This window comes from Mucilaginibacter sp. P2_D11 (genome assembly GCF_056404435.1).
This window is the reverse complement of the sequence record NZ_JBFUEA010000018.1, coordinates 16,016-28,552: the sequence shown is the minus strand read 5'-3', so window position 1 is coordinate 28,552 and position 12,537 is coordinate 16,016. Positions and strand designations below refer to the sequence as shown.

The window sequence follows — 12,537 nt, the reverse complement described above, 5'->3', positions numbered from 1 at the left end:
GCTATGTATCTAGCTCGCAGCGTGTTATTTATTTAATATGTTAATATTCAGTAATTTACAATCGCATTCAAGCTAAATAAAGCGATATATTTAACGGAATTGGTATTAATGAATTTAGCGAAAAGTTCCGAAGATATGATGATAAGTCAGGACACTACAGGTTAGGTATAAATACAGTACAATTTATATCTTATATTTTTTGAGTATTCCAAAATAATATTTAAGCGGTTATGAAAATCGAGGGTGCTATTATTTCAGGGAAGCTGTGTGTAACAGCACCCTCCTTACCTCTTAAACTCCTCCTCCACCCTTTTCTCCACCGCCTTCTTGATCTCATCGATATATCGCGTATAACCAAGTCGCTTTCGGTTTGCTATCCCTTGCCATCTTCGGTGTGGTTTCCCAATCCGTACACGGAACGCAACTTCTAAGAATTCGACAATCTCGGTTATGGACACCTGCCCGTTATTCAACTGCCCGGTCAGCCAGATCCCGTAGGCAATTTCAACCAGATTGATGGTTTCCCCGGTCCATTTCATACCGCCGGGGCCGCCGGCTGTTCGCGTTAGTTGCTGATTATCTTCGAAACGCGACGGCGCACCGCCGCCATCGAGTTCTTCAAGTTCATGCCGCAGCCATGCTTCCAGCCGTTCGAAGGCTATGAATTTACCCCAAAGCAAGTCACAGCAGGTGGTAAATGAAGGATCAAGGTCAACTGTGTCCGATACGGGAATGTCAACAGGTTTGGCACCCCTTATAAATAGTAAATGGTCAAGTTCGTTCAAATCAAATTGGTAGTAAGAATAGAGGAATTTGTTTTGATCGAGAAAGCGGTGGATGTATTTTAACTCCTGTTCATAAAACGCTTTCAATAACCCAATGTCGTTCAACGGCCTGGCGGTTTCAATGGTGAAAATTTCCATCACGTAGAAATGCTCGGCGCTAAACCGAGCCTTTTCATGTTTGAAAAAATAGATTTCGTCTTCATGCGTCCTGAATGGCGAATCAGCAATGTATCGCTTCAATTTACTAAATGCGTTTTGAATGCTATGAATCGCACCCGTAACCTTTCGTACCGGTAAAGTGCCAAGATCGGCATAGATAGATAGTTCATCTTTTAGGTCGTCGAACAATTTTTCAGTGAACTTTTTCATATGTAGATTTCTTTATATTTAGCTAATCAGCTTCGCTCACAGCCCAAATGTTCTTTTGATATCCGCCCAGACGTTCAGCACCTCATCCAGATGCGCCCGCTCGTGCCTTGCAGTTATGCCCATGCGTATTCGGGCATCTTTCATGGACACGGCAGGATAGTTGATCTGGTTGGCGTAAACGCCCATTTGCTGCATCGCATAGCAGATTTTCGCATTTTTGATTTTGTCGCCTATCCTTACCGGGAAGATGGCGGATTGCGTGTCGCCTATATCCAGCCCAAGGCCAAGCAGTCCGTGCCGGAAATAGTCCATATTATCGTGCAGGCCCGCCATCCAATGGGGTTGTTCGTCCACGAGATCAATAGCTTTCACGATGGCCATGGCAGCAGGTGCGAGCGATGCGGAGAATAAGTGCTGCCGACTTTGGTATTTGAGATAGTTCACCATTTCTTCGCCTGCTACTACGTAGCCGCCAATGTGCCCGAAGGTTTTACTGAAAGTGCCGGTAATCAAATCTACCTCGTTCCAGGCATCGCAGGCTTCGATGAGTCCCCGGCCGGTTTTGCCAATTACGCCGGTGCCATGGGCATCGTCGACCATGAGTTTGGCGCCATATTTTTTGCACAGGCTGATAATCTCGCGTAATGGCGCGAGGTCGCCGTCTTGTGAATAAACGCCGTCGATGATGACCAATATAAGTGGGTGTTTGCCGGCGGACATCTTAAGGGTGTGTTCATAGGCATCGAGGTCGTTATGTTTGACGGTTTTGCGTTTGACCAGTTGGCAGCCTTCCATGACGCTGGTGTGTACGCCGGCGTCTAATATAGCGAGGTCGTCTTTGGTGAGGATGCATTGCAACGAGGCGCTATTAGAGGTGTAACCAGTGGTGTAGATGATAGCGTGTTGTTTGCGGTAGAAGCGGGCGATCTTTTGTTCTAATAGTTCGTGGTAGTCGTAGTGGCCGCCGATTGCGGGAGATGCGCCGGCGCCGCTGCCATATTTGGTGATGGCATCGATGGCGGCCTGTTTGACTAAGGGGTGTTGGGTGAAGCCAAGATAGTCGTTGGATACCAGGCTAATCGTTTTTTTTCCGTTCATTTGGATGGTTGGGGTGCAGCCGTTGCTGGTCACTAACCTGTAGTTGAGTTGGCTTTTAGCGGTTTGATCGTTCAGGTAGGCCTGGAAAAGTTTTGAGCGTGCCCAGGCATCCATTCCGGGGATGTACTCGAAGTCCCGGAAGCTGTTGTTGTCAAAGTTTTGCTTCATGATAGTTTGTTTTGAAGCGAAGTAAGCGGGATTTACCGGTGATAAAGAGTGTTAACACCCTGGATACACCGACGGAGGACTCAGGTACACTACATAAGAGGTAGCAAAAACACTTGAGCGAAATTCTTATTTTAAAATCTCTCTAAATCAGGCGCAATGAAGTAGTCTTTATTTTTTAGAATTGTAAACCCCCAGAAAGATTCGACCGGAAAGTTTAAGGATTTACAGAATAAAGTCGATAATCAATCCCGCTCTCGCCAGCACCAAATGGTTTCACGATTACAGGATGGCGATGTACCGTTAAGCATCGTTGACTTTCGAACCTGCTTAATAAGCAGGCGCACTGGATCAGATTCGGCTTATTTCAATTTCACCATCTCGGGATCGTCAATTACAATCTCAGGTTTGCCTTTGTAATTAATGACGGTTCCGGTGACGCTGATCTCTTTGTCTGTGATGGTTGCGGCTAAACCTTTTGCTTTACCTTTTAACGCTACGGTTAGTAGCTGGTTGGGATAGGCGGCACCGAGGTTGACGAGTACCATGCTGCCGATGTCTTTTATGCCGTAAACTTTACCGCTCACGGTCAGGTATTGACCGGTGAGTCCGGGCAGGTCTTTCAGTTCGGCAGTGGGTGCTGCCGGCACCGGCTGGGGTCTGATCGGCGGGGGTGGCAGGAGGACGGTGGTAACTTTAATATTGGCGGTTGAAAATATTTGGTTGATCAGCCCGGCTAATCTGATGCCGGCCATCTCGATGCGCTCCTGTACGATGGGCATGTGCTTTTGGTAATAGCTATCGTCGAGTTTGTTATTCTGCCCGATCTCTGCATAGAGTTTGGTACTGATCTGGTAGCTTTCAAAAAGCCACTTCATTACGTCGTCTTTTTGCCATTTGGCAATCTGGGCAGGCGTTGCGTTGTCGTAAGTTTTGGCCATTTGCTCCATCGTCGACCCCTGCTTGCCGATCAGCTTGCCATCCCATAAGGAATGCAGGTTAGTGCCTTTACCGTCAAACTGTAATTGTATCGAGTTACCGCCTTTGTCGTCCTTCCTGGCAACATGCATCGGCTGGTGCGCGTCACCAACGAAATGGATCAGGAATTTCAAAGCCTCAGTGCTTTCTTTATTGATCTTCAGGTTAGGGCCCTTAAGTATGGAGATGTTCTTTTCGATAGCGGCATATAGGTTGCCATCGCCCTGTGCTTTTACAACGTCGCTGAACTGCTCGTATGTCAGCCCGGCGGGCACATTGATGTAGTGCTGGATGGCGGTGTTTTTATACGCGGAATCGCCCAGCACCTGGTCTGCCCAGGAAGCCACGTCACCCATGGGCTCCTCCCCTAACAACAGCTTCACCATCGCTTTTGATTTAAACGACAAATGGTTATCGGCGATCAGGGCGACGGTTTTATGCCCGATAAATCCCCAGGAAATAATCGTTAAAGCAAGTGTTACCGTCAATATGGCGAACTGGAATTTCTTCATAGCCCAAAGATAAATTATTGAAACGTTTTAAAGGATCAAAATGCGGGATCACCTTTCGAATCAAATCCATTAGGTAAGCATAACGGATGCCATCTGTTATGCTGCTGTGTCCTAAGCTTGATTGCTTGCCACGTTAACCCCGCCTCATAAAACTTCTCACGTAGGACAGCATCCCCGACAACAGCGTTTCCATTTCTTCCAGCATCTTTTGGTCCTTCGGGTAAGCTTTCGAAATGATCGTCTTAGCGAGTATCTCTTCTCCTTCGCACGATAAACATGTGCTGGCTATCTGCTGGCTTAAATCCTTGAAGCTAGCCTCTCCGAATACATTCTGTTCATGAAGCAATTTAAAGAAAAACGCTATCCGGTTCACATACATATCGAAATGGAGCTTAATAAATGGGGACTCCCTTTCATGCGTTTCTACAAAATCGATTTCCTCCCGGATCCATTTAATTAAGCGGGCGCTTACGGAGTTTGTCCGCCTGTCAAAGGCAACAGTGCCCAGTTGCGTGTCTTCCATCACCAGTTTTTCACATTGAGCATATTCCAATAATCGCGCACTTTTGCTGCTGGCCGCTTTTGTACGGTGCAGGATATACTTCTTACAGTAGATATAGAACCGGTCATCATTAAAATTCCTGCCAATCAGTAAGGACATCAGCGCTTCCGTCTTACTGTTGCAATCCGCATCCTCCCAATCGATTATCTCCAGCTTGGCTTCATACCCCCGCAGCCAGGTAAAGTCGCCCCATTGGAGTTTTTGCTTACCTTGGATAAATCGTAAAAAAGGTATGGCAGCGATTTCCAAAAGCCGGCCTTCTATGTTTTGTTCCTGCAATAGTTTGCGTCGATCGTCCCAGACCGTCGAAATGCGTTTAGCCTGCAAATAAAGAAATGCTTTGGACAACCTTAGGTTGGGCCAGGTGTCCCAGGGCAAAACTTGCCTGATGGAAGCAATCAGGTCAACCAAAACCATGACGTTTGGGTTATCAGCAGTGGAAATATCAAATAGGAAATCGCAGATATCGATTAGCTTGGTAAGGGTAGTGAAAAAAAAGATGTCGCGCTGCGTGAAGTTTTCTATCCCGTTAAGCCTGTAAATAATATTGGTTTCGAGGCGCCTGGCCTCCACCAATAAATGATGGTTAGCCTTTGCCGTATGTATGTTGCCCGATTGGGCCATTTCTTCCGCTATCGATTTAAGGTAATCTGTTTCTGTGTTCATTTTCGTTGCATGATTTCGTAGGGGCGAATGGACCTTGACACATCTTAAAATTAAAAGCCAAAAGGCCTAAAAAGAAGCTTTAATGATGTGTTTAAACGGCCGCCAACGTGATTAATTAATAACGCGGGACATGCATATAAGGATACCGGGCTCGCGACCCAAACCATAGATATGCAAGCCCGCATTAAAGCAGAGGTTGCACTTGTTCTCTATGGTTTGATTTTTATTGCGCGAGTTTGGTATCGATAGATTGAAGTGAACGAATATTGTTTTATGGTTATAAGCGTCTTTTCTGTTTCTTTAATCTGATCTAGGTTAAAAATTCAAAGTTAATTATCGCGGGGGAATACCTGCCTGTAATCATCTTTTCTGGGTTGATTACCATACTTCAATCAAAAGGCTTAGTTTTCAGAGAACATCGACTTGCACTATAAAGTTTGCCTGTTGCCCTTAAAGAATTCTTGGTAAACAGTAATGTGCTGAACTAAAGGCAATAATGACTGGAGAGGCAACCAGTCAAACTGCCAGTCGCACCGCATGATGCAATGTTATTATGGCAAAATCCCTTTAATTCCAAATAAATCGTAAAAGTTTTCATAACTAAACTAAAGACTGTTGGAGCCTGGCCAATCTTCAAGATAATGGCTAAATGAAAACCAGCCTTACTAGCCCTGGTTGCTTACGGATAATAGATGATTGAACTACTCGTTAAATGTCTCGGTTACAAAGCAGCCAACCAAGCTGCAACCAGTACAACATGGTAAGATTACCTGAGTTTAAGTTCTTCAAAGCCCTCTCCAAAAAATTCCTTGGGTTCCATATCAAAAGCCCCGAGAATTCTAACCAGGCTGTCAAAGCTGATATTCATCCCCTTTTCGTATCGTGCATATTGGGTCCGGGATATCTCGTACTTATTCGCGAAACTTTCATGGCTGGTATACCCTTGGCTGATGCGGATCGACCTGATCCGCTCCCCTAAAATCCGGTGGTTGGCATTCGGAAGCTTTTTTGGCATACAGCACACGTTTACAGCTGTAAAATAAATCAAAAGGCTTCGTTTAGATAACCCCTTATAAAGCACCATCTTTTAAGTGGATATTGTTATTATTTTCCAGTATATTTACCATATAGGCATGACCAATGGAGAAAAATAATCTGCTAGACCAGCCCTTGAGCGATTTAGGGCTGAGCAAATCTTTTATACAACAATCGGCATTGATGGGATATAAAACGTTGCGGGATATAGGCAATGAAGAACCCGGGCAACTGTTGATGGCACCAGGTTTTTCCTACCATTGGCTGGCAGAGCTTAGTAGTTTTTTAGCCAAAGAAAAGTTATTGTACTTGCTACAACCGTTACAGGGAAGTAATTCCGGTTGATTCTTGCCACCATGTTCTGCAGTATTCCCCGTACGCGTGCAGCAGCTTGCTGGTCAGTGCTGTAAAACTCCTTGCTCAGGCTGCCCGGGGATATCGTGGCTTGCCGTTTGGTGGTGTAATTCCTTGCTAAGAATTTAAAAATATCGGTCAGCGGGGTAGCGCCATACAGCTTTTCATCAACAAATAAGCGGGTCATGAATGCCAGGTGGGAAACAGAGAGTTCAAGGGGGAGTTTAACCGGCGGCGCAGCCTCGGCCGGGGCATTTTCAAGTTTGATGGCTTCCCTTAGCCAGCCGCAGATCATTTCATTGATGGAAGGCCAGGCTGGATCGTAAATATGTTCCTTCCCTACGGGTTGCCCGGCATAGCGGGCCAGCAGCTGACGGTAGTTGCTCTCGCCTTCGAAAGACTGCCGCAACCAGGCAAAGTAGCCCAGGTGGTTGAAATTGATCTCCAGCATGGCCTCATGAATTAATGCTTCGGTTAGGCCTGGAACAGCAAGTTTTTTTAAAAAAAGCCGGTAGTAATCCAGCGTGCGAAAAGTGTGTATGACTGCATTGTTTACCATACCGTTGTAATCTAACAGCAGGCCAGCTAAGTCCGACGGAAGCGACAGTTTTTCCAGCGCTTTGTAAAAAAGGGCCTGCAGGTCGCAAAGTTCATCCAGCACCTTTTTGCTGTAACAACAGGGGGCTGGTGCATCCTGGTCAAGGTATTTCGGGTAGTAATAAGCTATGTGCTTAACAAGATTCAGAAGTTCGCCCTGCGTGGCCTCACCCGAGACCCGCTGGGCCATTTCGGCGATGCATTTTAAGTGGAAGCTGAAATAACGGCGCAGCTCCACTTCTCCTGCAGCACTGAATACCGCCTCAGCCCAGGCTTCCCGAACCCGGGAACACGCATCCCGGAACGCACCGGCAGCCTGCATGGCCGCCGGTGCCTCCAGGCGGGATAATTCATCCGTCAGCATCCCATCCGATCAAAGCCCAAAGATATGCGTCGTGGTCACAATAGTCGATGTCGTCGTGGTCGGGTCATTTGACGAAGTGTTGGTCGTAGTTTCCATGAATCCGGCTATAGGGCGGAACTGGTAAAGGGTGGCGGCTTGCCTTTTTGGTAATTTGTTCTTTGAATTTTGCATGGATTAAATTGTTTTTACTAAAATATCTTTATCTTGGTGTAAACCTGGCTTTATTACACGAACGGCAGTTTTCGGATGCCAAACACTAGAAACATGAAGTACTTGTCGAATTTTTCTCACTATTTTACTAAGCCGGGGAGAGCGTTTTGGCTCCGGGTATTTTGCTGGGCGCTGTATATCAGTTACGAAATGTGCGTTGTCTTGATGACCAAACAGCGCTTTTTTCCTTTTGGGAACTATGTCTTTTATTATGCCGTTAACATCAGCCTCTTTTATATTCATGCCAGAGTGCTGGACTACACTTTCGGGCGCAGGCCACCGGCTTATTGGGTGGGTGCCATGCTGTTCCTGCTCAACTTCTCTTTATTCCTGCTGATAAAAGGCATCGCAGACTTGTTCCTCAATGCCGGTGACGCTTCCTTTGATGAGCGGTTACAACAAGCGTTTCGATACCTGCCGGCGAACATCATCCGAAATTGCTATTTCATCATATTTGCCACTTTCTATTGGGTAGGCGGGAATATCGCTGCTTACCGCCGGCAAGCCGCAGAGGCGGAAAGAGCGGAATTGCAAACGCGGACCGAGAATGCCGAGCTTCAAACCCGGCTTGCAGAAAGCAGGAATGCCTACCTGCAACAGCAGGTCAACCCGCATATGCTTTTCAATGCGCTGAGCTTTATCCATAGCCATGTCTATAAATCTTCACCGGATGCGGCGCAATGCGTTTGGCTCCTGTCGGACATTATGCGCTTTAGCCTGGATGCGGCAGGGCCGGATGGCAAGACAGTTCTGGAAAAGGAAGCGGAACAATTGTCTCACTTATTGGATATTAACCGGTACCGGTTTGGCGGCGAATTGTTTGTTGACATGAAAATGCAGGGTAACCTGGGGGATTACCGGATCATTCCGTTGATCCTGCTTACGCTTACCGAAAATATTTTTAAGCATGGTGTCCTGAACGATGCGCAGCAGCCGGCTTCGATACGGTTAGCGGTGGACAGCAATGGCCTGCTTCAGTTCCATACGAGCAACCAGAAAAAAGCATCAGCCAGTGCGGAACGAACCCAGGCGCTAGGATTGCAAAACTCCCGTTTACGCCTCGATTTCGCCTATCCCGGAAAATATACACTGGATATCCATGATGACGGGAACCTGTTTGTATTAGGCTTAACTATAATGCTGACCTGATGGAATTAACCTGCCTGATCATCGATGACGAACCGCACGCCCGGGAATTGCTTGCGGACTATATCCATAAGACACCAGGGTTGTCGCTGCAGGGCAGCTACGCAAATCCGCTCGAGGCCTTACAAGTATTCAGCGGGCCAAACCCGCCCGCGCTGGCTTTCCTGGATGTCGATATGCCGGAACTGAATGGCCTTGAACTCGCCGGGCTGGTTAACACGGCAACCACGGTCATTTTCACCACATCCTACCGGGAATATGCGCCGGAGGCCTTTGAAAAGAACGCTACCGATTACCTGCTCAAACCGATCGGTTACCCCCGCTTTCTCGCAGCAGTCAATAAGGTAAGCGCCAGACTGAAGGCTTGGGAATCTACGGAAGAGCCCATCGGGTTTTTCTTTTTGAAAACGGAGGTCAAAGGCAAGCTGGTACGAGTCAATATCCCCGATATCCGATACGTGGAGAGCATGGGCAACTATATCCAATTTTATACTGCCAAAGAAAAAATTGTCGCCTACCTGACTCTAACGGAAGCCCTGGAAAAACTTCCCCGGGAGGACTTTTCCAGGGTACATAAATCCTTTGCTGTCGCTCACCATGCCATCCGGGTGATCGAGCAGGGCCATCTAAAGCTAAGCGACGGCACGGCAATCCCTATCGGGCGGGCTTACGCGGAAAGTTTTATGGAAGCCATGCGGCCCTTTTTACTTTCCAGTAAGCGCGGCAGCTAAGCCTGTAGGCCGGTTTTACGTTTATTCAAAGAACGAAGGTGCTTGGCCAGGCAGTAATAAACCAGCAGTTCCTGTTTCCGCTGCTCCTCCGGGAAAATCCGGTTGAGGTGCATATGGACGAGACTTGCCAATAATTCTTCCTCTGCGGGGCTGCTAAGCAAAGAAGCCGCATCGCGGATTGCTATCGTAGCGGCGATAAGGGCCTCCCTTTCCGGGGTGCGTTCGGCCCCGTCACTCCTAGCCAGCGCGGTCAATATTCCCCGCATTTCACGGAACCGATGATCGAGGGCCAGGCGCAACGGCTTATCCGCCCGGAACTCTTTTAAAAAGCGTTCGGACTGCGATTCGCAAAAAGCCAGGGCTTCGTTTGTTGTAAGCAGGAAGGCAGAAATCATCTGTAACACGCCGGAGAAGGCGTTTAAGGACATCGCCGGGCTGCCCGTTTCACCCGCTGCTATCATGCACAGGGCCTCATTGCTGCTTGCATGGAAAACATCTTCTGCCCTATCGATCAGTGCCGGATGGTAACGCTCTAACTCGCGCCGGTAGGTATCTGCCCGGAATTCCTGCACCAGGCTGTGCAGCCCTGCCTGAGCAATCGCGTGCTGAAGTATTTCTATAAAACGGAGCGGGCTGCCCGATTTCATCTTAACGCGGAGGCGGATATGGTAAGCACTATCGTTAAAACGTACAAAATGCCAGCGGGCCAGGTCAGTCTGGCAAACCGCCAAAGCAGGCGCAACCGCGTCCGTTAACAATCGGCTGGCGGAGCCTGGCGTACAGTAGAGCTTTAGGTAAAGCCACTCGCTCCCTGGCGGAAAATCGCGTATGGTACCTTTTTGCACTGGATAGCGGGAGACTGGCCGGTATGCGGCCTCCGCGTGGCTGAGGAAAGCAACGGCTTGTCCAACATAGGCAGTATGCCCGCATTTGGTGGTCCGCGCGGGCAGCAGGTATTCCTGTATAGCGGCCGTTTTTTGCCCTTTCAGGCAATTTAAGAAAAACTGTGCCTCAGCCGGTTGTGCCAAGTCAAAAACAAGTTGCTGGTCGGTATGCCCCATGCTAACCCTTTGCGGAAGGCCATATTGCTTCCGAAAAGCACGTAGTGCTAAAAGCGCTTCCGTAGTGCCGGTAGCAACAAGCGGCTCCAGGTCTTTGCTGTTAAAATGCCATTTGGCTAAGCTGAGTATCACCTCACCGGTAAATACCCGTGGGTAAAAAGGCAGGCCCGGGAAAAAGTTTTCCAAACTAAATGAAAACCCGGCGGAAAGGCCCTGGTACTGCATATCGCATAGTAGCCGGAAAATACCGAGTTGCGTATTGCGGTAATTATATGCCGTTGCCAGGCGGGGTAGGATTCGTTTACCCAGTTTCTTGCTGTAAAGGACGAGTTCATTCCCCTTAAGGGAAAGGTAAAGCCCGGAAGGCGGCAACTGGCGGGAAAGCGCCAGGCTGGATACGCAATTAAGCGGGATCTCATACGGGTAAATAGGCTTGCGCCGGTTGATATTGTCGGTATGCGGTGCAGACAGCTGGCTGATATCTGCAAATACGACACCCGGGTTGGCCCTGCCCTCTGCCAGGGAAACCCGCCGGCACATCGCATGGCAATCCTTACTGAAAGCGCTAAAGCGCCCGATCATCGACACCCCGTTTGCGCCTCCGGCTTGCTCCAGCAAGATATGCTCTTCAGTTTCCCGGAAAACAACCGAAGTGGCAGGCGGGACGGCCTTGCTGTTTTCGGTAGGATGGTTGCTCAAATCGGCGTCAGTGATTTCTACCGGCGCATATTTATGCCGCACAACATCCTGTTGCCATAAGCGGAACAACATCCGGTGCGTAGCCGTCCAGGGCATCGTGGCGGTTTCTTCTGCGGCAGACGGAAAAGGCAGGCCATACAACGGCCCTTCCTCCCCCGCTTCGCTTCCCGTCAGCCCGCCATAGCTAATGCCCGTGTCGGGGTCCAGGGCAAGCAGTAAGGGGGCTTCTTGCTGCCCGAAACGGTCCCGGAAGGCACTAATGAATGCGGCCAGTTCTGCAGGTACCTGCGGGCTTGCCAGGCGCTGTAACAGTGCAATGGCTTTTTCCAGTGCCGCGCGGGTTCGCTGCCCGGGTCCACCTTCTGCAAGTGGCCGTTCCAGCGCCGCATAAAATGGCTGCCCGGCAAATGAAGGGCTTACCTTTACCCCAAGCGCGGCAAGGCTGCCATGTGCTTTTTTTAACTTATCGGGCCAAGGGGATAATTGGCCGGATGGAGCCGGGTTGATCGGGGATAACTGTGCGGCGGTTAACAAAACCTGCTCTTCTGTTAAAAAATCAAGATGGCCCCGGGCTTCTTCTACATCACAGCCGGTAGCATTGCAGGTATAAGCGATGAGTGCAGCAATACTTTTCTTTTTCCCGCCAAAATACCGGAAAAGCCCTTCATAAAACGGCTCGGCATCAATTCCCGACACCATAAATTCATACCGCCCGTTTGCGCCGGGAAGGCTGCGGATGTAGCGGTACTGCCCGCCTACCTGGTAAAGTAAAGGGTTAAGGGCAAGCAAGCTGGACGGGGCGGGGTCTGTTGCTTGCAAAAACGCCATATCCGGCAGCAAATGCAAAATATTTTTACTTTCGGGCTGCAACTGCGTTTCCCCAGTGGCATTCCATTTCAGATTCGTAAAAGATGCAAAACTGCCATAAGGTACCGGGCGGAAGCTCATCCGGTTATAATACTTCAGCGCAGTGTGCTTTTCCTTGTCGTTTAGCCGGCTATAATCGAAATATTTGGCTTCCAATAAATGATAAAATGTTGTGCTGGCCAGAAAGATCGCGTCCTGAAAGGCTTTAATCCCTAATACCTCGGGTAGCCGGGCCGGGTCATACGCCGCATAACTAAAGGCCGGGGTACGCAGGAAAATATCTTCCATGAATTCGTATTTCATCTCCATTGCCCCTCCTCAAAAGGGTATGCTACCCA

General features: G+C 48.7%; 9 protein-coding genes. 2 read left to right on the top strand and 7 right to left on the bottom strand.

All coding sequences use genetic code 11. The features are described from left to right. Positions 1-284: 284 nt before the first annotated feature. The 6 genes from AC1DXC_RS23325 to AC1DXC_RS23300 all read right to left on the bottom strand — a co-directional run bounded on the left by AC1DXC_RS23325 (position 285) and on the right by AC1DXC_RS23300 (position 7,485). Positions 285-1,154 (bottom strand): RteC domain-containing protein, encoded by an 870-nt coding sequence (locus AC1DXC_RS23325; RefSeq protein ID WP_477461582.1) that lies wholly within the window; start codon positions 1,152-1,154, stop codon positions 285-287. A 36-nt stretch (positions 1,155-1,190) separates the two neighbouring features. Next, the gene (locus AC1DXC_RS23320) at positions 1,191-2,420 is read right to left on the bottom strand and encodes an aminotransferase class I/II-fold pyridoxal phosphate-dependent enzyme (RefSeq protein WP_477461581.1); all 1,230 of its coding nucleotides are present in this window, start codon (positions 2,418-2,420) and stop codon (positions 1,191-1,193) included. Between the two features lie 359 nt (positions 2,421-2,779). Further along, a complete protein-coding gene (locus AC1DXC_RS23315; protein WP_477461580.1) occupies positions 2,780-3,907 on the bottom strand; it encodes a S1/P1 nuclease in 1,128 nt (375 codons plus the stop codon). Positions 3,908-4,040: 133 nt separating this feature from the next. Then, the gene (locus tag AC1DXC_RS23310; protein ID WP_477461579.1) at positions 4,041-5,135 is read right to left on the bottom strand and encodes a hypothetical protein; all 1,095 of its coding nucleotides are present in this window, start codon (positions 5,133-5,135) and stop codon (positions 4,041-4,043) included. Between the two features lie 766 nt (positions 5,136-5,901). Further along, on the bottom strand, positions 5,902-6,150 hold the full coding sequence (locus tag AC1DXC_RS23305; protein WP_477461578.1) for a helix-turn-helix domain-containing protein: 249 nt from the start codon (positions 6,148-6,150) through the stop codon (positions 5,902-5,904). Between the two features lie 294 nt (positions 6,151-6,444). Next, positions 6,445-7,485, bottom strand: a complete 1,041-nt coding sequence (locus AC1DXC_RS23300; protein ID WP_477461577.1) for a hypothetical protein — start codon at positions 7,483-7,485, stop codon at positions 6,445-6,447. Positions 7,486-7,749: 264 nt separating this feature from the next. On the opposite strand from AC1DXC_RS23300, the gene AC1DXC_RS23295 reads away from it, so the two are divergent. Both AC1DXC_RS23295 and AC1DXC_RS23290 read left to right on the top strand, forming a co-directional pair. Beyond that, positions 7,750-8,844, top strand: coding sequence for a sensor histidine kinase (locus tag AC1DXC_RS23295; protein WP_477461576.1), 1,095 nt, complete (start codon positions 7,750-7,752; stop codon positions 8,842-8,844). After that, positions 8,844-9,572, top strand: coding sequence for a LytR/AlgR family response regulator transcription factor (locus tag AC1DXC_RS23290; protein WP_477461575.1), 729 nt, complete (start codon positions 8,844-8,846; stop codon positions 9,570-9,572). The genes AC1DXC_RS23295 and AC1DXC_RS23290 overlap by 1 nt, the downstream gene beginning before the upstream one ends. On the opposite strand, the gene AC1DXC_RS23285 is transcribed toward AC1DXC_RS23290, so the two are convergent. After that, positions 9,569-12,502, bottom strand: a complete 2,934-nt coding sequence (locus AC1DXC_RS23285; RefSeq protein WP_477461574.1) for a lantibiotic dehydratase — start codon at positions 12,500-12,502, stop codon at positions 9,569-9,571. The two genes, AC1DXC_RS23290 and AC1DXC_RS23285, sit on opposite strands and share 4 nt — an antisense overlap. Positions 12,503-12,537 lie beyond the last annotated feature (35 nt).

Coding starts and splice junctions, on each gene's coding strand:
- AC1DXC_RS23310 (WP_477461579.1), bottom strand. CDS start 5,135: ATGAACACAGAAACAGATTACCTTAAATCGATAGCGGAAGAAATGGCC.
- AC1DXC_RS23295 (WP_477461576.1), top strand. CDS start 7,750: ATGAAGTACTTGTCGAATTTTTCTCACTATTTTACTAAGCCGGGGAGA.
- AC1DXC_RS23320 (WP_477461581.1), bottom strand. CDS start 2,420: ATGAAGCAAAACTTTGACAACAACAGCTTCCGGGACTTCGAGTACATC.
- AC1DXC_RS23285 (WP_477461574.1), bottom strand. CDS start 12,502: ATGAAATACGAATTCATGGAAGATATTTTCCTGCGTACCCCGGCCTTT.
- AC1DXC_RS23290 (WP_477461575.1), top strand. CDS start 8,844: ATGGAATTAACCTGCCTGATCATCGATGACGAACCGCACGCCCGGGAA.
- AC1DXC_RS23305 (WP_477461578.1), bottom strand. CDS start 6,150: ATGCCAAAAAAGCTTCCGAATGCCAACCACCGGATTTTAGGGGAGCGG.
- AC1DXC_RS23315 (WP_477461580.1), bottom strand. CDS start 3,907: ATGAAGAAATTCCAGTTCGCCATATTGACGGTAACACTTGCTTTAACG.
- AC1DXC_RS23300 (WP_477461577.1), bottom strand. CDS start 7,485: ATGCTGACGGATGAATTATCCCGCCTGGAGGCACCGGCGGCCATGCAG.
- AC1DXC_RS23325 (WP_477461582.1), bottom strand. CDS start 1,154: ATGAAAAAGTTCACTGAAAAATTGTTCGACGACCTAAAAGATGAACTA.